This window comes from Ruegeria sp. HKCCA5929 (assembly GCF_013034525.1).
In the GTDB taxonomy this organism is placed as follows: Bacteria; Pseudomonadota; Alphaproteobacteria; order Rhodobacterales; family Rhodobacteraceae; genus Ruegeria.
On record NZ_WQGE01000002.1, the window covers coordinates 55,192 to 74,644 of the forward strand.

General features: G+C 58.2%; 21 protein-coding genes. 9 read left to right on the forward strand and 12 right to left on the reverse strand.

The genetic code is table 11. From position 1 onward, the window contains the following. The first annotated feature begins 44 nt into the window (after window positions 1-44). On the forward strand, window positions 45-998 hold the full coding sequence (locus tag GOV90_RS05040; protein ID WP_171094043.1) for a LysR family transcriptional regulator: 954 nt from the start codon (window positions 45-47) through the stop codon (window positions 996-998). Here the strand turns inward: GOV90_RS05040 and GOV90_RS05045 are convergent. Then, window positions 995-1,438 carry a low molecular weight protein-tyrosine-phosphatase gene (locus tag GOV90_RS05045; protein ID WP_171094045.1) on the reverse strand — a complete coding sequence of 148 codons (444 nt, stop codon included), beginning with the start codon at window positions 1,436-1,438 and terminating at the stop codon, window positions 995-997. The genes GOV90_RS05040 and GOV90_RS05045 overlap by 4 nt on opposite strands. Before the next feature lie 27 nt (window positions 1,439-1,465). Here GOV90_RS05045 and GOV90_RS05050 point away from each other — a divergent pair, with 27 nt between their 5' ends. Continuing rightward, the gene (locus tag GOV90_RS05050) at window positions 1,466-2,164 is read left to right on the forward strand and encodes an NAD-dependent deacylase (RefSeq protein WP_171094047.1); all 699 of its coding nucleotides are present in this window, start codon (window positions 1,466-1,468) and stop codon (window positions 2,162-2,164) included. A 61-nt stretch (window positions 2,165-2,225) separates the two neighbouring features. Further along, window positions 2,226-2,834 carry an HdeD family acid-resistance protein gene (locus GOV90_RS05055; RefSeq protein ID WP_171094049.1) on the forward strand — a complete coding sequence of 203 codons (609 nt, stop codon included), beginning with the start codon at window positions 2,226-2,228 and terminating at the stop codon, window positions 2,832-2,834. Window positions 2,835-2,922: 88 nt separating this feature from the next. Here GOV90_RS05055 and GOV90_RS05060 read toward each other — a convergent pair whose 3' ends face one another. From GOV90_RS05060 to meaB, 4 genes are all read right to left on the reverse strand, one after another. Then, window positions 2,923-3,411 carry a copper chaperone PCu(A)C gene (locus tag GOV90_RS05060; protein WP_171094051.1) on the reverse strand — a complete coding sequence of 163 codons (489 nt, stop codon included), beginning with the start codon at window positions 3,409-3,411 and terminating at the stop codon, window positions 2,923-2,925. A gap of 44 nt (window positions 3,412-3,455) precedes the next feature. Then, the gene (locus GOV90_RS05065; RefSeq protein ID WP_171094053.1) at window positions 3,456-3,806 is read right to left on the reverse strand and encodes a hypothetical protein; all 351 of its coding nucleotides are present in this window, start codon (window positions 3,804-3,806) and stop codon (window positions 3,456-3,458) included. 405 nt (window positions 3,807-4,211) lie between these two features. Beyond that, the gene (gene rpmB, locus GOV90_RS05070) at window positions 4,212-4,499 is read right to left on the reverse strand and encodes a 50S ribosomal protein L28 (protein WP_171094054.1); all 288 of its coding nucleotides are present in this window, start codon (window positions 4,497-4,499) and stop codon (window positions 4,212-4,214) included. A gap of 185 nt (window positions 4,500-4,684) precedes the next feature. Further along, the gene (gene meaB / locus GOV90_RS05075) at window positions 4,685-5,656 is read right to left on the reverse strand and encodes a methylmalonyl Co-A mutase-associated GTPase MeaB (protein ID WP_171094056.1); all 972 of its coding nucleotides are present in this window, start codon (window positions 5,654-5,656) and stop codon (window positions 4,685-4,687) included. 176 nt (window positions 5,657-5,832) lie between these two features. On the opposite strand from meaB, the gene hrpB reads away from it, so the two are divergent. The 3 genes from hrpB to GOV90_RS05090 all read left to right on the forward strand — a co-directional run bounded on the left by hrpB (window position 5,833) and on the right by GOV90_RS05090 (window position 10,464). Next, entirely contained in the window at window positions 5,833-8,283 is a 2,451-nt protein-coding gene (gene hrpB / locus GOV90_RS05080; RefSeq protein WP_171094464.1) for an ATP-dependent helicase HrpB, read from the forward strand. A 136-nt stretch (window positions 8,284-8,419) separates the two neighbouring features. Further along, the gene (locus GOV90_RS05085) at window positions 8,420-8,896 is read left to right on the forward strand and encodes an NUDIX hydrolase (protein WP_253284683.1); all 477 of its coding nucleotides are present in this window, start codon (window positions 8,420-8,422) and stop codon (window positions 8,894-8,896) included. Between the two features lie 89 nt (window positions 8,897-8,985). Then, window positions 8,986-10,464, forward strand: coding sequence for an inorganic phosphate transporter (locus GOV90_RS05090; RefSeq protein WP_171094058.1), 1,479 nt, complete (start codon window positions 8,986-8,988; stop codon window positions 10,462-10,464). Between the two features lie 9 nt (window positions 10,465-10,473). Here the strand turns inward: GOV90_RS05090 and GOV90_RS05095 are convergent, their stop codons facing one another. From GOV90_RS05095 to GOV90_RS05105, 3 genes are all read right to left on the reverse strand, one after another. Further along, on the reverse strand, window positions 10,474-11,448 hold the full coding sequence (locus GOV90_RS05095) for a 2-dehydropantoate 2-reductase (RefSeq protein WP_171094060.1): 975 nt from the start codon (window positions 11,446-11,448) through the stop codon (window positions 10,474-10,476). 77 nt (window positions 11,449-11,525) lie between these two features. Further along, window positions 11,526-12,488: a pirin family protein gene (locus tag GOV90_RS05100; RefSeq protein WP_171094062.1), complete on the reverse strand. Its 963-nt coding sequence runs from the start codon at window positions 12,486-12,488 to the stop codon at window positions 11,526-11,528. A gap of 120 nt (window positions 12,489-12,608) precedes the next feature. Then, window positions 12,609-13,442, reverse strand: a complete 834-nt coding sequence (locus tag GOV90_RS05105) for a phytanoyl-CoA dioxygenase family protein (protein ID WP_171094468.1) — start codon at window positions 13,440-13,442, stop codon at window positions 12,609-12,611. Window positions 13,443-13,652: 210 nt separating this feature from the next. Between GOV90_RS05105 and GOV90_RS05110 the strand changes: the two genes are divergently transcribed. Continuing rightward, window positions 13,653-14,141: a twin-arginine translocation pathway signal gene (locus GOV90_RS05110; RefSeq protein ID WP_171094065.1), complete on the forward strand. Its 489-nt coding sequence runs from the start codon at window positions 13,653-13,655 to the stop codon at window positions 14,139-14,141. Window positions 14,142-14,147: 6 nt separating this feature from the next. Next, entirely contained in the window at window positions 14,148-14,744 is a 597-nt protein-coding gene (locus tag GOV90_RS05115; RefSeq protein ID WP_174825483.1) for a ferric reductase-like transmembrane domain-containing protein, read from the forward strand. Here GOV90_RS05115 and argF read toward each other — a convergent pair. Beyond that, window positions 14,741-15,667: an ornithine carbamoyltransferase gene (argF, locus tag GOV90_RS05120; protein WP_171094069.1), complete on the reverse strand. Its 927-nt coding sequence runs from the start codon at window positions 15,665-15,667 to the stop codon at window positions 14,741-14,743. The two genes, GOV90_RS05115 and argF, sit on opposite strands and share 4 nt — an antisense overlap. Window positions 15,668-15,742: 75 nt before the next feature. After that, entirely contained in the window at window positions 15,743-16,930 is a 1,188-nt protein-coding gene (locus GOV90_RS05125; protein WP_171094071.1) for an aspartate aminotransferase family protein, read from the reverse strand. Between the two features lie 301 nt (window positions 16,931-17,231). Here GOV90_RS05125 and GOV90_RS05130 point away from each other — a divergent pair, with 301 nt between their 5' ends. Continuing rightward, window positions 17,232-18,134 carry a DMT family transporter gene (locus GOV90_RS05130; RefSeq protein ID WP_171094073.1) on the forward strand — a complete coding sequence of 301 codons (903 nt, stop codon included), beginning with the start codon at window positions 17,232-17,234 and terminating at the stop codon, window positions 18,132-18,134. Here GOV90_RS05130 and GOV90_RS05135 read toward each other — a convergent pair. Continuing rightward, complete coding sequence (locus GOV90_RS05135; RefSeq protein WP_171094075.1) at window positions 18,114-18,533, reverse strand: NusA N-terminal domain-containing protein; 420 nt, start codon at window positions 18,531-18,533, stop codon at window positions 18,114-18,116. The genes GOV90_RS05130 and GOV90_RS05135 overlap by 21 nt on opposite strands. After that, on the reverse strand, window positions 18,530-19,426 hold the full coding sequence (locus GOV90_RS05140) for a Hint domain-containing protein (RefSeq protein ID WP_171094076.1): 897 nt from the start codon (window positions 19,424-19,426) through the stop codon (window positions 18,530-18,532). The genes GOV90_RS05135 and GOV90_RS05140 overlap by 4 nt, the downstream gene beginning before the upstream one ends. Between the last annotated feature and the right edge of the window lie 27 nt (window positions 19,427-19,453).

Below are 19,453 nucleotides of genomic sequence, written 5' to 3' on the forward strand. Positions count from 1 at the left end.
ATGCAAGCTGCGCCTCAGAAAAGGCGCAGCGAAAGGTGTGTGCGATGGTGATGAAAGGGCTGACCCTGCGGGGCCTTGAGGTGTTCGAGGCTTTGGCGCGGACGGGATCGGTAGCGCAGGCCGCCGAGATCACCGGGCTTAGCCAGCCATCCGTTTCTCAGCAATTGCGCAATCTGGAAAAGGCGCTGGGCACCGATCTGGTTGATCATGGACGCCGCCCGATGCGACTGACGCAAGCCGGGCGCAGTTTTCTGGAACGGGCCGAGGCCGTTTTGGCCGAGTTGCAGATGGCACAAAGCGAGCTGTCGGTCATGGAGCTGGGGCACCTGACCACGCTTTCCATCGGGTTGATCGACGATTTCGACAACGATCTGACCCCACGGTTGGCCACGCTGCTGGCGGACAGCCTGACGCGGTCGAATTTCAAACTGATCACCCTGTCCAGCCTCGATCTGTTCGAGGCACTGGCCGAACAACGGCTTCATATGGCGGTCACCGCCCATAGCGGCGAGGTGCTAGAGGGAGTGGTCGAATATCCTCTGGTGCGCGATCCATTCATTCTGGTGGCCCCGAAGGGGTCTGGCGGCGTGACAGCGGTGCAAGACGGTTTACCGTTTCTACGCTATGCCCGCGAGCAACTGATCAGTCGCCAGATCGAAGTGCATATGGCGCGTGAGGCGCAGGAGTTCGAGGAACGGTTTGAGATCGGGTCGCATATGGCGCTGATGGCCATGGTCGCGCGTGGCCTGGGCTGGGCGATCACGACGCCGTTGGGTTTCATGCGTGCAACACGGTTCCATGATGGCTTAGAGGCCCACCCTGCCCCTTTCGGAGATTTCTCTCGCACGATCTCTCTTTTGGCCCGCACCGATTGGTCGGATCAGGTGCCGCAGGAGGTCGCGGGAATGACACGTCGGCTGATGCAAAACCAGATCATCGAACCGGCCCTCAACAAACTGCCCTGGCTGAACGGTCAGTTGAAGGTGATCGGCGGCTAGCGCTCCAGATGAATGGCCAGTCCGGCCACTGCTGTTTCGATCAGATCCAGTGCACCATCGAAGTCCCGCGTGTAGTAGGGGTCAGGCACATGGTCCGACTGGGATTCATGGGCAAAGTCCGTCAACAGGCGCACAGGCGTGTTATTGCCTGCAGGGCGCAGATCTTCGATATCCGCCATGTTGTTTGCATCCATACCGATGATCAGATCGAAACGTTCGAAATCGGCAGCCGTGAACTGTCGGGCACGCAGGTCGCTGAGGTCATAGCCCCTGGCTTTGGCGGCGGCCTGCATCGGTCCGTAGGGTGGTTTACCCGCGTGCCAACCCATTGTTCCGGCACTGTCGGTTGAATGATGCGGCGCGCGAGAGCGAAAGACGCCCTCGGCCGCGGGGGATCGGCAAATGTTGCCGAGACAGACAAAGAGGATACGGTGTGACATGGCAAAGCTGTACCGTGTGGAGGGGATATGGAAAAGATCGTCATTCTGACCGGAGCCGGAATTTCCGCCGAAAGCGGGCTCAGCACCTTTCGCGATGAGGGCGGGCTATGGGCGCAACACAGGATTGAGGATGTGGCCACACCCGAAGGCTTCGCCCGCAACCCGGCCTTGGTGCAGGGATTTTACAATGCGCGTCGCACTCAGGCGGCGGGCGTAGAACCGAATGCCGCTCACAAAGCACTGGCACGTCTGCAACGGGACTGGCCCGGAGAAGTGGTGATCGTCACTCAGAACGTCGACAGCCTGCACGAAGCTGGTGGCGCGCGAAATGTCATTCACATGCACGGGACACTGGCAGGTGCGTTGTGTTCGGCCTGTGGGCATCGCTGGATCGCTCCACCTGAGATGGCCGTGGGTGAGCCCTGCCCATCCTGCAACCAGCCAACGGCCCGTCCCGATGTGGTCTGGTTCGGAGAGATGCCGTACCACATGGATGAGATTTACGACCATCTGGCCAGCGCGTCGCTTTTCGCCGCCATCGGCACCTCAGGTCAGGTCTATCCGGCTGCAGCGTTTGTGCACGAGGCACAAGCCGCGGGCGCACAAACCGTAGAGATTAATCTGGAGCCGACGCTTGGGGCCTCGGGATTTGACACATATATCCTCGGCAAAGCGTCAGAAACGGTGCCGCACTGGGTTGAGCAATTGCTGGCGCGACCCTCATAAGGTGCAGACACCGCTTGATTTATTTGCTTAGATTGCATCCGAAACAACCGGAGGATCAGCCATGACCGACCAAGAACCCAAAACCGGCGAAATCCTTGAGGATGGCAGCATGGCCCAACGCGACCTGCTGGGCGCGCAATTGTCCAATCTCTGGTGGACCTTCTTGCTGCGTGGCGTTCTTGCGGGAATTGTGGGCATCGCTGCGCTGTTCTGGCCGTCTGGCAGCATCGCCATGCTGTTGCAACTGGTCGGTGTACTGTTGATTTTAGATGGCGGCCTGACACTTTTGGGGATCGGACGTCGCGGGGTGTTGGGAGGCGCTGCAATCGGCGCACTTCTGATCGGTTTGATCCTGTTGATTTGGCCCGAAGGCACGGTCAAGCTTGCCTTTTTCCTTTTGGGCGCATGGGCATTGATTATCGGAATCGGTTCACTGGCAGCGGCTCAACAGATGCATGAGCGGGACCCACAGCGTGGCTCCATGCGGGTCTCGGGCTTTCTGGCTTTGGTTATCGGGTTGGTTCTTATGATCTGGCCAGCAGTAGCGCTGGTGGCGTTGGGCTGGGGTATCGCCTTCTCAGCGCTTGCAATTTCTGCCGTCATGTTCTGGCTGGCCTCCCGGTTCCGCAAAGCGGGTGACCGGGTCGGATTGAAGACCGTCAATAAGTAGAGCGGCCATTGACCAAAAGCGTTTCAGGCCGGGCAGTGCCCGGCCTGACGTTTTTCAAAGGTCGCTGGACTGTCCGAAGACTCGCGCTTTAATCTGAATGCGATCCGTGATCGTGTGACCCGTGTCCGCCTTTGTCCTGACGTTCAAGGTCGACGGGGATCTCGATCTCAACCTCACCAGCATTCTCGAAAATCAGTGTCACCGGGACCGTAGCATCTTGCTCAAACGGTGCAGTCAGACCCATGAACATAACGTGGTCACCACCGCGTTTCAGCATGTGAGTTTCGCCCGCTGGAATCACAAAGCCTTCTTCGACATGCACCATCTTGGCCACACCGTTGTCATCAACCTTGTGCGTGTGCAGCTCAACGCGCGCCGCAGCATCTGACGTTACGCCAATCAGGCGGTCGTCCGTGTCGCTCTGGTTCTGGATCATCATGAACGCGGCACCAGCCTTGGCGGTTTTACCCGAGGATCTGGCATAAGCGTCATCCACAGAAATGGTGCCGTCAGCCAATACAGGAACGGCCAGGGTCATAGCAGCCAGGGTTGCGAGCAGATTTGATTTGAAAGACATCGCGTCTCTCCTTGTTGTTTGATTTCTCGAAAAAAGATGGAGTTTCAAACAACAACTGGCGGTGCACGGGCCGGGGTATGGGGAACTGGCAACGCAATCTGATTACCGACATCCCGTAACGGCGCGGGCTGCGACAGTTCCGGCGGTGCGGGCATCGGGGGATGGGATGCAGCAATCGCACCCATAAGGGACAACGCGTAATCCGGGCAATAATGCGGTGGCGCTGTGGGCTGACCACGTTCGTCCATATAGACAACAACCGGGCCAGTACCGGTGCACAGCACCATCTGACCCACAGCAGTGTCCATACCACGTGACATGGCAACGCCCTGCCCGGTCAGCACCAGCAGCAGGGAAACGACGAAAGGTAGGAATCTGGTAGTCTTAGGTCTCATCCTGACCTTGGTATAGGTCAGCGCCCGAAGGCGCTTCAAGCGCAAAAGGGTCGCGCTTGAAGCAGGTCTTAGTAGTCCAGTCCGGTCCGTTTCACCTGGCTTGCGGTGAAGCTGGTATGGGTCCGGTTCACCCTGCGCTGCATCTGTGAACAGGCTGCAATTGCCTTACGAAACACAGCGGCCAGAAACAAAAAAATGTAGAAACTTTTTAACGACATTATAGGGCCCCCGCCTGATGAATGCCCTGACGTTAGGTCAGATTCGAATCTCTGTATGTGAAGAAATTCACCAATCGAGAAAAATAATTTCGAAATTGGGAACAATGCCAGCCACTCATCGGAGGCCGCTACAAAAAAAGCCCCGCACTTAAAGGTGCAGGGCTTTGAATTTCATAAGGAAAAAAGCTTAGGCCGATGCTTGCGCCTTGGCAATTTCCTTTTTCACTTTCAGTGCGTTTGCCGACAGCTCTTCGTCCTTGGCTTTAGCCAGGAACGCGTCCAGACCACCGCGGTGGTCGACCGAGCGCAGGGCAGCTGCCGAGATGCGCAGCTTGACGCCACGGCCCAGAGTCTCGGACTGCAGGGTGACGTCGTTCAGGTTCGGCAGGAAACGACGTTTGGTTTTGTTGTTGGCGTGGCTGACATTGTTGCCAGTCATCGGGCCTTTTCCGGTCAGTTCGCAACGGCGCGACATGGTTTCTTCCTTTGTTTCTGGAGGCCGGGCTTCAGACCCTTGGCCAAATCACAAGGGGCGCAACCCGAAGTCGCGCCCGAAAACTGGTTGGATGCGTGTAGTGGGAATCGCCGGGAGGGTCAAGACAGGCCGCGCGAAATCTTTCATTTTGCTCGGCCATCACGATCCTTGCCCGCGCCCAACCATCAGGTCAATGTGCTGAGCAGTTCTTCCGCCGCTTTGGCCGGGTTCAAATGGCCCGCTGAGACTTCGGCGTTCAGACGCTCCATCTCGGCCCTGGCTTGCGGCGTGTCAAGGCGCGCAAGCAGAGCATGGCGAACCTCTTGATCGAACCAGTAGCGCGCCTGTGCGGAACGGTTTGCGTCCCATATGCCATTGTCACGACGCCATTGGGTCAAGGATTGCATTTCGTCCCATGCCTGCTCCAGGCCCTGCTCTTCAACCGCTGAAACAGTCATCGCCTTGGGAAAACCTTCCGGGTCTTGTGGACGCTTGCGCAGCAGCCGCAATGCGCCTGCATAGTCAGCGCAGGTACGCGTAGCGGTCGCCTTCAACTCACCATCGGCTTTATTGATCAGGATGATGTCGGCCATTTCCATGATGCCGCGCTTCACACCCTGCAATTCGTCTCCACCCGCAGGGGCCAACAACAGCAGGAACAGATCCGACAGCTCGGACACAACCGTTTCTGACTGCCCGACCCCGACAGTTTCGATCAGCACCACATCATATCCCGCAGCCTCGCACAGGGCGATGGCCTCACGGGTGCGGCGTGCAACGCCACCGAGGTGGCTTTGACTGGGAGAAGGACGGATAAAGGCGTTTTTTTCGCGGCTCAGGCGCTCCATCCGGGTCTTGTCACCCAGAATCGAGCCACCCGAACGGGCCGAGCTTGGATCAACCGCCAATACCGCCACGCGCAGCCCTTGCTCCGTCAACATCATGCCGAAGCTTTCGATGAAAGTGGATTTACCCACACCGGGTGTCCCCGACAGACCAATCCGCAACGCCTGACGTCCGGATCCTGCCAGTTGGGCCAAAAGATCGCTGGCCTGTGCCCGGTGATCAGCACGGTTACTTTCGACCAGAGTAATCGCACGCGCCAGCGCTCGACGCTCACCGTTTAAAATCCTGTCGCTTAAACTGTCTGTCTGCATTCTTGTCCCGATCCATGAGGCAGGAATAGTTGCCGTGGTCAGGGGGCGTTTGTCCAGACCAGAGAACGCGTGAAATGCATTCCAAACAAAACCTGCGTCATTTCGTTCTGGGAAATGTGCCGATGGGCGTGCGGGAACTAGACGCCATCGGAACGATGGCGGATAAGGTCCGCATGATAACAAGCCTGCCTATAGACGACGCCGTTCCCGACCTGCTGAATGCCCTAGGCACACACGGGAGAGCGGTTTTGCAAGCGCCACCAGGCGCAGGCAAGACCACGCGGGTGCCATTGGCGATGCTCGAGGCGGGCCTGTGCGACGGCAAGATCGTGATGCTGGAGCCCCGACGCTTGGCGGCACGGGCGGCGGCCGAGCGGATGGCCGAAACTCTGGGCGAACGCGCGGGACAAACCGTGGGTTACCGCGTGCGCGGCGACGCGAAAGTGTCAAAAGACACGCGGATCGAGGTCGTAACCGAAGGCATCCTGACCCGGATGCTGCAATCCGACCCTGACCTGCCCGGTATCAGCGCGGTGATTTTTGACGAGTTCCACGAACGCTCTCTGAACGCCGATCTGGGGCTGGCGCTGTGTCTTGAGGTGGCGGGTGCGCTGCGGGATGATCTGATCCTGCTGGCCATGTCCGCCACATTGGACGCAGAACCCGTGGGCCGGTTGATGAACGCCCCGCTGATCACGTCCGAAGGGCGCAGCTTTCCGGTCGAGACCCGCTGGCTGGATCGCCCTCTTGCGCCGCAGGCTCGGCGTTTGGATGCACTGGTTGAACTTGTGGTACAGGCCGAGCGTGAAACCCGCGCAACAGGGGGTGGCCTTTTGGTTTTTCTGCCCGGCGAGGGCGAAATCCGTCGGGCTGAAGGCGCGCTGAAGTCCCGGCTGCCCGAAGCCTGCGCCGTGCATCCGCTGTTCGGAGCAATGCCCTTTGCCGCCCAGCGCGCGGCGATTGTCCCGGCCAAGACCGGGCGCAAAGTGGTGCTGGCGACGTCGATTGCCGAAACCTCGCTGACCATCCCCGATATCCGGGTGGTCGTGGATGTGGGCCAAGCACGGCGGGCACGGTTTGATCCGGGCTCGGGCATGTCGCGGCTGGTCACAGACCGCGTGACACGTGCCGAAGCGACGCAACGCGCAGGCCGCGCAGGCCGTGTGGCCGAAGGCGTTTGTTATAGGCTCTGGTCAAAAGGTGAGGAAGGCGCGCTGGCCGCCTACCCGCCAGCCGAGATTGAGGCAGCCGATTTGACCGGGTTGGCGTTAGAGCTGGCCCTTTGGGGCGCGGATGCCAGCGACCTGGCTTTTCTGACCCCACCGCCCGACGGAACCATGTCCGAGGCGCGGGCTTTGCTAAGAATGCTGGGCGCGTTGGACGGCAACGGCCGGATCACGGATCACGGGCGCGCCTTGGCAGCGCTGCCTCTGCACCCCAGGCTGGGTCACATGTTAGAGCGCGCAGGCGTGCAGGCCGCTTCACTGGCAGCACTGATGGCCGAGCGCGATCCTCTGCGCGGTGCTCCGGTCGATATCGCGCTGCGGCAAGAGGCGCTGCGGGATGTGCGGGCGTTTCAACGCAACCGCGTCTGGCAGGTGAATATGGGTGCCCTGGACCGAATAAAGGCCGAGGCCAAACGGTTGCGGGCGCAAGCCACCGACGGATCCGAGCCGCAAAGCACGGCTGCCATGGCCGCCCTCGCCTATCCAGATCGCATAGGACAAAGGCGCAAGGGTGAAGCGCCACGCTATGTGCTTTCGGGCGGCAAAGGCGTTGTTCTGGACAACGGCGACACGCTGGCAGGCGCGCCTTACTTGGTTGTGACCGATACGGATGGCAACCCGCGCGAAGCAAAGGTGCGACTGGCCACGCAGATCTCGGAACAAGAGATCCGGGATTTGTTCTCGGACCAAATCGCATGGACAGACAGCTGTACATGGTCGAAACGTGAGCGCCGGGTTGTGCCCCGACGACAAGAACGGTTCGGATCGATCACACTGGATGATCGTATCTGGAAGGATGTCCCGGATGATGTGGTCGCCAGGACAATGTTGGACGGGGTACGTGATCTGGGCTTGCGACTGGATGGGGCTGCCGCGCGGCTGGCGGCTCGGGTCGAACTGGTTCGCGCGGACGGGGTCGACTTGCCCGATTTCTCGGTCGAAGGTCTGATGGCCAGTTTGGAGGGCTGGCTCCTGCCGATGCTCTCAGGTGTCAAAAGTGCAGAGGATTGGAAGCGGTTCGATCTATTGCCCGCCTTGCGCGCCAGATTGGATTGGTCCCAAACGCAAGAGCTGGACCAGCGCGCGCCGGGGTCGTTTGAAACACCGCTGGGGCGCAAGGTGCCGATTGATTACAGTGCTGCGGTCCCAGAAATCTCGGTCCGGTTACAGGAGTTGTTTGGCGTATCCAGTCATCCGGTTGTCGGAGGCGCGCCGCTGAAGATCACCCTTCTGTCCCCTGCGCAGCGCCCAATCCAGATCACACGCGATCTGCCTGGATTTTGGGCTGGCTCTTACGCAGACGTCCGTAAGGACATGAGGGCGCAATACCCCAAACATCCCTGGCCCGAGGACCCAACCCAAGCCGACCCCACGCTACGAGCCAAACGTAGGCGCGACTAGACTCGCCCCAAAAGCTCAAAACACACAGTATTTCCGCAATCCGCCCCTAAAACCGCTCGTGAACAGAGAATTCCTGAAGATTTAATTGAAATTCAACATTTCCACTGTTACGTCCCTTCAATTCCGATGACAGCATATGGGTAAACCGCTTCTAATGGGCTCAAAACTGCGAAATCTATGGGAAGAGGTCGGCAGACCTCTGATCCTGCGCCCTCGGCGGGTGCAGTTCGCGGCCCTATGCACCCGAAAGAAGAAAGGCCAGGACGAAGTTCTGTTGATCACAAGCCGTGACACAGGTCGCTGGATCATTCCGAAAGGTTGGCCCATCGACGGTCTGGACGGGGCTGAAACAGCACTGCAGGAAGCCTGGGAAGAGGCCGGAGTGCGCGCGGAAACCGTTGATAAGAAGCCGGTAGGTCACTTTACCTATGACAAAATCCTCAAGGACGGGTCTGCTCAGCCGGTGCTGACCAATGTCTACCGGATTGCTGTCAGTAAGCTGGTCGAAGATTTCCCCGAAGCTCATCAGCGAACACGCAAATGGTTTTCCCCGGCTGAGGCGGCTTCGCACGTGCAGGAACCTGAGTTGCGGGCGTTGTTGCGCAAAATGTAACCTTTACACAACAATTTCATGACACGTGGCTTGCTCTTGCAGTAGCGAACCGTTAGCTGCGGGCGGTCTTTGAAAAACTGATCAAGCCCATGTCTGATACAAACCCAAAACCACGCTGGCAGGCGCTAGATACCGATCTGCATCGCATTTCTCGCGTTGAAAACGCCAGCATACACGTGTCGCGCCCCATGCTGGCACCCGGCATCGCGTTGGCGTTCATGGTCGTTGCAGGACTGCTGGCAGCCGTTCTGTTTGGCCAAGCAGAGGGCAGCTATATCGTGGTGGCTGCTGCCGCTTTCGGGGCCTATATGGCGATCAATATCGGCGCCAATGATGTGGCCAACAACATGGGCCCGGCAGTTGGTGCAAACGCGCTGACCATGGGCGGGGCCATTGTGATTGCCGCCATTGCCGAAAGCGCGGGCGCGTTGCTGGCAGGTGGCGATGTGGTCTCGACCATCTCGAAGGGCATTATCGACCCTACTTCGGTTCAGAACAGCAATGTGTTCATCTGGGCCATGATGGCGGCTCTGATTTCTTCAGCCATGTGGGTCAATCTGGCGACCTGGGTCGGTGCGCCGGTATCGACCACGCACTCGGTTGTCGGCGGGGTTATGGGGGCCGGAGTCGCAGCTGCGGGGCTGAGCGCAGTCAGCTGGGGCACGATGAGCGCGATTGCAGCCAGTTGGGTGATCTCGCCCGTGCTGGGCGGTGTGATTGCCGCGTGTTTTCTGGCGCTCATCAAGGCCAAGATCCAGTATCAGGACGACAAGATTGCAGCTGCCCGAAAATGGGTGCCTATTCTTGTGGCGATGATGGCAGGGGCTTTTGCGACCTACCTTGCGGTCAAAGGTCTGAAACGCATCGTGAAAATCGAACTTGAGATGGCCCTTCTGATCGGTTTTGGCGCGGGTCTGCTGGCTTGGTCCGCCGCCGTGCCTTGGGTGCGGCGCAAGTCCGAAGGGCTTGAAAACCGGACACGATCGCTGAAAACCCTGTTTGGCCTGCCTCTGATCATCTCGGCGACGTTCCTGAGTTTCGCCCATGGTGCCAATGACGTGGCCAACGCGGTCGGCCCTTTGGCTGCGATTGTGCACGCGGCAGAATTCGGAGATTTCGCTTCAAAAGTTACAATCCCGCTTTGGGTGATGATCATCGGCGCGTTTGGCATTTCGTTCGGCCTGTTCCTGTTCGGCCCCAAGCTCATCCGTATGGTCGGCAGCCAGATCACCAAGCTGAACCCCATGCGAGCCTTCTGCGTTGCGCTTTCGGCAGCGATTACCGTGATCGTAGCCAGCTGGCTTGGCCTTCCGGTCAGCTCAACACATATTGCTGTGGGTGCAGTCTTTGGCGTCGGATTTTATCGTGAATGGCACTCAGAACGGCGGCGCAAGCAAGTCAGCTTTCAACGTGCAGCGACCCAAAGTCTGGCCCCAGAAGAGCACCGTCGTCGCAAGCTGGTACGGCGCTCACATTTCATGACCATTGTGGCGGCATGGGTGATCACCGTACCTGCTGCTGCAACTATGTCGGCCGTTATCTATTGGATGTTGACTGCCTTCGTTTAACCGGAGTGGTTACAGCCTGATCTGATCCGGGGTCAGCGGGTGATCGGGCGCGTGTTTGATCAAGTCAGACACTTGCGTGCAAATGGGTGTCGGCACGCCGGTTTCTCGACCCAATCGTATGATATGGCCTTGCAAGCTGTCGATTTCCGTTTGCCGTTCAGCCATCAAATCATAGGCCATCGAGGTTCGGGCGCTTGGATCAATGGTCAGCATCCTGGCCGAAATGCGGGTGAATAAGGGCGTCGGCAGCCGCAGGATATGCGGGGTCATCCAGGCGGGAAGCGGCGTGGTAGAGGCCACAGGGTGCCCCGCTGCTTTTAGAACGGAAAGCGCTTCTGCCATCTGATCTGCAACGAGGATGCGCCAGTCGCGGTTTGTCAGTTGATCCACAATCGTAAGGCCTGACAACGCATTCAGCGCGTTGTTCAGGTTGATCAGCAATTTGCCCCATTGCACGGCTTCGATCTGGTCGCTCGCCAAAACAGGCAGATCCGGGCTGCTGAGGCGGGACGCCAGATCGCCCGGACCGCTTTCAATAACAATCTCGCCCGACGTCGCCCGGTGATAGGTGGCAGGGCCATTGGGCACGACGTTGAAAGGCACCATTCCGGCGCGCACATCACGCCCTGGCAAGGCTGCGCGCAAGGTCGCTGCGTTTTCGATCCCGTTCTGCCAGGACAGAACCGGCACGTCTGGCAATGCCTCGGTGCCGATCTGGTCGGCGATATCCGCCGTGGCCACCGATTTCACGGTTACGATGATCAGTTCCGCATGCCCCAGACAGGTTGGGTCTTGGCTGAGAGCCAACGATGCTGCTGGTGCGGTATAATCGAGCCCGTCAAAATCCGTGACCGTTAACCCGTTTTCGTGGATCGGATCCAGCACACGCGCACGGCCCAGTAAGGTGACGGAATGACCCGCTCGGGCCAACAGAGCTCCGCAATAGCAGCCAATACTGCCCGCGCCCGCAATGACTAGTTTCATAATACCCCCTCAGAAATACCTGAAAGGATCACCGCAAACCGCTGGTTACACAACCCCGCCCCACTAGGGACGGCCTGTTATCGCGCCAGACGTGGTTTGGTTCGCTCAAGTTCCTCAGAAATCGGGATAAATTCGTGGTCATCACCGGGCGGAAGATGAAAGGCACCGTTGGCCCAATCGGCGCTTTTCCACTCACGCGTTGCAGTTTCGATCTTTTCTTTCGACGACGAAACGAAGTTCCACCAGATATATCGGTCTTCGTTCAGTGTCGCACCGCCCAGCAGCATCAGCCGCGCCCCCAAAGGACCCGCCTTGACCGACAGTTTGTCACCGGGGCGGAACACCATCATGCGGCCTTCGTCAAACGTGTCGCCCGCGATCTCGACTGAACCCTGCGTCACATAGACACCGCGATCCTCGTGATCGTCGGGCAGCGGGAAGGACGCGCCGGGCTCAAGCTGTACATCCAGATAGAACGTCTCAGACAGCATGGTGACCGGGCTGGACTCACCATAGGCTGAGCCCAGGATTAGCCGCGCGCTGACACCCGCATCCTGAATGTGCGGCAGCGCGCCTTGTTTGTGGTGCTCAAAATCAGGGGCCATATCCTCATGCGCTTCGGGCAAGGCGATCCAGGTCTGGATGCCAAAAAGGCTGTGTTTCTTGCCCCGTGTCTCATCGCTGGTGCGTTCGGAATGGGTCACGCCGCGCCCTGCTACCATCCAGTTAACCTCACCCGGATAGATCATCTGGTGGGTGCCAAGGCTGTCGCGGTGCTCAAACTCGCCCTGATAGAGGTACGTGACAGTGCCCAACCCGATATGCGGGTGGGGCCGCACGTCTATGCCACCTTCGGTGATGAATTCAGCTGGACCCATTTGATCGAAGAAGATGAACGGGCCCACCAATTGCCGTTGGACCGAAGGCAAAGCGCGGCGCACCTCGAAACCTCCCAGATCTCGGGCGCGCGGAATAATCAACGTATCCAGCGCCGGATTTTCCGAGACGCAATCTGGATTGTGGGTCGGGTTCCAGCTCATTCCTTTTCTCCCTAGATCTCAGATGGCCGGGCTGGCACATCGTTCGCTGATAACAGAGTAACCCTAACCACGTCCTGATAAAGTGCATCTTCGCACATACCAGGTGCGAAACGAGCGCTCTTATCGTGGCCAGAGCTGAGGGAAGAATGCGCCGTCGATCCGATCCCATTCGCCATAACCCGCGGCCTCGAACTGCGTACGCTCGTTTTTGGCCCAGTCGCCACGGTATCGGATGACGCCATCCGGAGCGGTCATGCGAAGGGTAAAACGGCGAACCGTTTCCGACGGGGTCGTCGCCGATAGCCCGCCATGCAAGGTTCGCATATCGAAAAAGATGCAGTCCCCAAGCTCCAGATCCCATTGCAACAGGTCATACGCATCAGGGTCCGCATTCACGTCAGGTGGCGGGTGATAGGTTTGCCCGGCAACCTTAGTCGGCTCATAACTCGGATGCCCATCAGCAAAGCGCACCCGCATGAACAACTTGTTCCACAGGTGCGAACCTTTGACGAATGCGATGCCGTTTTCCTTCGTCACCGGCTCCAGCGGCAACCACAGCACGCACATAGTGCCCTCAAAATCGAAATACGACAGATCCTGATGAAACGGCGGGCGCGATGTTGATCCGGCTTCACGAAGGAACCAGTTGTCCATAACAAGGTTGATGGACGGTGCACCCAGCAACCCTGCGGCAAGCGGCGCACAGGGTGAGTTGCGAACGAAATCGTCGAATTGGGAGATCTTGTTCCAGGCCCAGTAATCCTCGAAATAGCCGGGGGCATTGGGGTCCTTGGTATGGCGCGTGAAATTGTCAGTCGGATTTTCAAGGTCGGCGTCGATGCCTTCACGCAACAACGACAGCCAGTCACGCGAGAATTTGGACCTCAGAACAACTGCACCGTCGCGCCGGAAGGCATCTATGTCCTCGGCTGAGACCTGATCCGCTTGTGTCATGGCACGACCTTTCGTTTCAGAAACGATGAATACAAACATCGCACCTTGCAAAACGAAACGTCAAAGAGATTCGGTGCGGCCGCCTCTGTCCGTCTCACAGAACCGTGAGAGTAAGATTTTGTGATCCGGTGTGCCTCGGAATCCACCGGAACCATGCTATCTTGAGTATCGATGTCGGACCGTAAGGGGTCGCGGATTGGAGGTTTCTCAATGGCTGACGCGTTGCTCTCCCGTCGTTCACTGATCACCCAAGGTGCCGCTGTTGTGGCAACTGGGGCCTCGGGGCTTTTGTCACCAGCACGTGCGAGCGGGCTTGCACCAACGCCGTCGATGCGGGGCGGATCGAACAATTACCGTCCCGGAGCACCTATCGTGAACCGGATCGGTGGCGGTGGGTTCTGGATGACCGGCACGGTGCGGCGTGCAGGCGACGGAGCTCCCCTGCCCGGCCAACGCATTCAGATCTGGGCGCACACGACTGAGGGGCACGAACGCGATCCGCACAGCCATGGCGCGACGTTGACGGATGCGAAGGGTGAGTTTCGGCTGGAGATGCCGCAAATCGTGCCCGCCTTCGGTCAACCTCACGGGCATTTGGCCTATGACAGCGGGGAGTTCGAGACCGTTTTCCTGCGCCCTGTGATGTCGAGCGCAAGGGATAAGACACTCGCCGCGCATTTTGTATTGCAGCCTCTCTGAGTGGTGCTGAGGCGCAGTCTGATCTGGGTGCTGTTAAGTGCCGCACTTGCTATCCCGATCACCGCAGCGGCCTACAGCCCTTATCTGGCGTGGCGTGATCCGATCTACATTCTCGCCGGATTTGCGGGCATTATCGGAATGTGCCTTTTGCTGCTGCAACCGCTGCTGGCCGGGCGCTGGTTGCCTGGACTTTCCCCTGTATCCAGCCGCCATTGGCACAGGTGGTGTGGATTGGCCCTGATCGTGGCCATATTGATCCATGTGGGAGGTCTATGGATTACCAGCCCGCCAGACGTAGTCGACGCCTTGCTTTTTGTTTCAGCCACCCCGTTTTCGAATTGGGGTGTCATCGCGATGTGGTCAGCTGTTGCGGCGGTTCTGTTGGGTGTCATGCGCCAACGTTTGAACCTGCGGTTTCGCCTTTGGCGGCTTAGCCATACCGGTCTGGCAATGGTGACAATTATCGGCAGCGTTGTTCACGCGATGCTGATCGAGGGAACAATGGAAGTCATGACCAAGACCACGTTATGCGTTCTGGTTCTCTTGGCGAGCACACGGACGCTCGCCAAGCTAAAGGTTTGGGATATCCGCCGACGAGCCTAAACGCCCAGGCACCAGCGCATGACCGCTTTTTGCGCGTGCAGGCGGTTTTCGGCCTCATCGAAAATGACGGAGTTCGGGCCGTCCATCACCTCGGACGTGGCTTCTTCTTCACGGTGCGCGGGCAGGCAGTGCATGAACAACGCATCCGGTTTGGCGTGGGACATAAGTTCCGTGTTGACCTGATAGGGGCGTAGCAGGTTGTGGCGACGTTCTTTGGCCGATTGGGAATCATGCATGGAAACCCAGGTGTCTGCGACCACCAGGTCCGCCCCTTCAACGGCTTTGAATGGGTCGCGTTCCACCACGATTTGCGAGCCTTTCTGGCGCGCAAAGCCCATAAACTCTTCCTCGGGATCAAATTGCGCCGGACCTGTGAATGTCAGATCGAACCCGAACTGGCCCGCCGCGTGCAGGAATGAGGCACAGACGTTATTCCCATCTCCGGTCCAGACCACCTTTTTGCCTGCGATGGGGCCGCGATGTTCTTCGAACGTCAGCACGTCGGCCATGATCTGGCAGGGATGCGTGCGGTCGGTCAGGCCATTGATCACCGGCACGTCCGAGTATTCTGCCATCTCGGTCAGGATCGTTTCATCAAAGGTCCTGATCATGATCATGTCGACGTAACGGGACAGCACGCGGGCTGTGTCGGCAATCGTCTCGCCATGACCCAGTTGCATGTCCTTGCCCGAAAGCACCATGGTCTGCCCACCCATCTGGCGCACGCCAACGTCAAAGGATACGCGCGTCCGGGTCGAAGGCTTTTCAAAGATCAACGCGACCATCCGGTCTTTCAGAGGTTGTTCCTGATCAAGTGCTGCCTTGGGTCGACCCAGACGCGCCTGCTTCATTGCGCCTGCCTGATCAATCATGGCCCGCAGGTCGGCGGCGTCGGTTTTATGGATGTCGAGGAAATGGTTCATTTTACTTCGCTTTTTGGCTGATGACGGGTGGGGGCCAGCCCCCACACCCCCGGAGTATTTGGGAAAAGATAAAGCTTAGGCCGTCGCAAGCTGGGTTTCGATTTGTTTCGCGGCCTTGTCGAGCCGGATCATGGCCTGTGCGATGTCATCCTCGGTCAATGTCAGTGGTGGCAAGAGGCGGATTACGTTGTCCGCGGCGGGGACGGTGATGACCTCGTGGTCATACCCCGCATTCACCACATCGATGTTGGGTGCCGTGCACTTGAGACCAAGCATCAGGCCAGAGCCGCGAACCTCTTCGAATACATCAGGGTGGTCGGCAATCAGACCTTCGAGTTTTTGACGTAGAAGGCCGGCCTTGCGGTTTACACCTTCGAGGAAAGCTGGCGTTGCGACCTGATCGATCACAGCGCAGCCCACAGCGCAGCCCAACGGGTTGCCGCCATAGGTCGAGCCATGGGTGCCAGCCGTCATGCCCGAGGCGGCATCTTCGGTTGCCAGCACCGCGCCAAGAGGGAAACCGCCGCCAATGCCTTTGGCGACCATCATGATATCGGGAGTGATCCCGGCCCATTCATGCGCAAAGAGCTTGCCGGTACGGCCAACACCACATTGGACCTCATCAAGGATCAACAGTAGACCGTTGTCGTCGCAAATTTGACGCAGAGTTTTGAGTTCAGCATCAGGCACCGGGCGGATGCCGCCTTCGCCCTGAACCGGCTCGATCAGGATCGCTGCGGTTTTATCGGTTATAGCGTTGGTGACGCCGTCAAGATCGCCGAAGGCAAGATGAACGAAGCCGGGCAGCAACGGGCCGAAGCCTTTGGTCATCTTTTCGGACCCAGCGGCGGCAATACCAGCCGAGGACCGGCCATGAAATGAGCCGTCAAAGGTTATGATCTCGACCCGCTCGGGCTGACCTTTCTCATAGAAATACTTACGTGCCATTTTCACGGCCAACTCGCAAGATTCAGTGCCGGAGTTCGTAAAGAACACCGTATCGGCAAAGGTGTGTTCCACAAGTCTGTCGGCCAGCGCCTGCTGCTGTGGGATGTTGTACAAGTTCGAGACATGCCAAACGGCATGCGCCTGTTCGGTCAGTGCGGCCACCAGTGCCGGATGCGCGTGGCCCAGCGCATTCACTGCGATCCCCGCCCCGAGGTCCAAGAAACGTCGGCCATCCGCCTCGGTCAGCCAGGCGCCTTCGCCCTTCACAAATGTCAGGGGCGCACGGTTATAGGTCGGCAGAACGGACGGGATCATCGGATCATCCTTTTCGAATAGCTTGAGCCCTGTGAGTGATACACGAGAGCCTTGGTCGTCAACAGATTTGGTGGGGTTTGCGCAGATTTTGAACGCGCAATAGATCAAACGGGCCGGTTACGCGGTCAGGCGTCGGCGTCGGAGTCGCAGGATATGTGCGGCTTTGATCATGGCGGCTCGTATAACGAGGCTGGTTCGATCTGGAAACCCTTTATTTGCGATGCTTCGAAAATTCGCTCGGAAGTAATAACGGCGAGATTTCCTACTTGTCATTCGCGTCCGCGTGTCGCACCGCTGGGGCATGACACCCGCACGCCAGAATCCAGCCCTCGCGGCCTTGTTGATCTTTGCCGCCAGCGCTCTTCTGGCTGGCACGACCTTGCTGGCCAAGGTGCTTGGCACGGATACGCTGGGCCCGCCACTGCATCCGATGCAGATCAGCCATGGTCGATTTTTGTTTGCGTTTCTTGTGATTGTCTCAGCCGTTGCTGTAATGCGCCCGACCCTTAGACGCCCGCATTGGAGGCTGCATATCGGGCGTACCAGTTTTGGGTGGCTGGGTATCACACTGATGTTTGCTTCGGTCGCTTACATTCCGATGGCAGATGCTACTGCGATTTCATTCCTAAACCCGGTTTTTGCCATGGTTCTGGCGATCCCGCTATTGAAAGAAGGGGTTGGGCCCTGGCGCTGGCTGGCGGCGGCCGTTGCCCTTATCGGCGCATTGATTCTGTTGCGCCCGACCCCGGCCAGTTTTCAACCTGCGGCTTTGCTGGCTTTGACCGCAGCCGCGGTCATTGGAATGGAGTTAATTTTCATCAAAAAGCTGTCTGGCCGCGAAATTCCGATTCAGATCTTATTGGTGAACAACTCCATGGGATTGGCAATCGCCACTGTTGCAGTGATTGCGGTGTGGCAGACGCCAACTTCGGCGCAATGGGCGGCGTTGGCTGGAATCGGCGTTTTGATGGCCTGTGCGCAAGCCTGTTTCGTTAACGGCATGGCGCGGGCGGATGCTTCTTTTGTAGCACCGATCAGCTATGCGACACTGATCTTTGCTGCGTTTTACGATTTCGTCGTGTTCGATGTGATCCCGGATCGGACAAGCCTGATCGGGTCCGCCATTATTCTGGCGGGAGGATTGATTTTGGTCTGGCGTGAAGCGCGGGTGGTTAAACACCCTTCAGCGCACATTGATCGATAAGTTCCGAATCTGTGTCTCGCCTGACCGTAACCACTCTGAAATCCTGTGCGGATGAATGGGGGGCACGGGATTTACGACATAGTGCCCAAGTTCGGCATCCGACTGCGTGTTTCTAATATCGGTGAGCGCGACTTCACGGTACTCATTCAACATAACGTCGACGACTTTAAGAACCTGAGCCAATTCAATTGTCCCCTCTTTCTTGACCTTGGCCCAGAATTCGTACTCGGCCCCATACTCCGCCTCGGCAGCGCGAACATAGGCCGCTTCGATTTCCCGCAATGCGGTTTCCCGCGGGATCTGCTGCGCTCGGGTCAGGACGTTTGCCAGGACAAGCAAGTTTCGCTCGCCTTTCAGATTTATCTCCTCAGGAAGGTCCAGAAATATTTCACCTGTCATGCAGAAACTTCCACCACAGGCTTTTTGTTCTGGATCAGGCGTTGGCACAATCGGTTGATGTGTTTTCCGTGGGCATGAAACGGTCGCGCGGGTGCGGGATTGGTAGTTTTATCGAGAAGGTCGGGAAACAGACATTCCAGTTCTTCGATTGCTTCGGCGCTCAGCATTTTCATTGCTTGGGGGCCGATGTAGAGAGATTCGGCATAGGCACCATCCGCGACCACAATTGAGTGGTCTTCGAGTGCAAAATGGAAATACTCAACCTCTTCACAGGTTTCGACTCTCTCAATCCCCTGCAACCCGGTAAGTTTCTTGGCGGGAACAAGTATTTCAGCCTCTCCCAGAACCCGTTGCGCCACTTTTGAGCGCACCAACAGACGGTGCTGAGGGGAAACCGTCAGATCGGTTGCTGGCATGCCCAGACCAAGCGCACCTTTCAGAATGCGTATCGGTCGCATTTTGGGATTGGCGATCAAGTCCAGACGGCTGAGTTTCTTAGACCCGATCCAACGGATAGCCTGCGGCGCACCGTCCAGAGTTGTAACCAAGTCGCCCGCTGAAAGGTCATCGATGTCCACTTCACCATCCGGTGTCTTGATCCGGGTGCCAGATGTGAAACAAACCATCAACGAGACATTGTCGAGGATCGTTCCGAGACTGTTGTTTGGACCCTGTTCGGTAAAGCGAAGCGTGTACGTCCCTTCGGCACCGAAATTGAAGTTCAGGGAAACGTTCGTGAAACTTCCTACAGTGGTCGGCGTCACGACTTGCGTAAAAATCACGGTGTTGCTGGAATCCACAACCTCAACAAGAACCGGGTCTGCAAACACCCCGCCCGTGTTTCGGGCTCCGATGTCGAAACTCAGCGTTGCACCTCGGTTGTCACCGGTCACCACAAAACTCTGCTGAACAACCGAAGT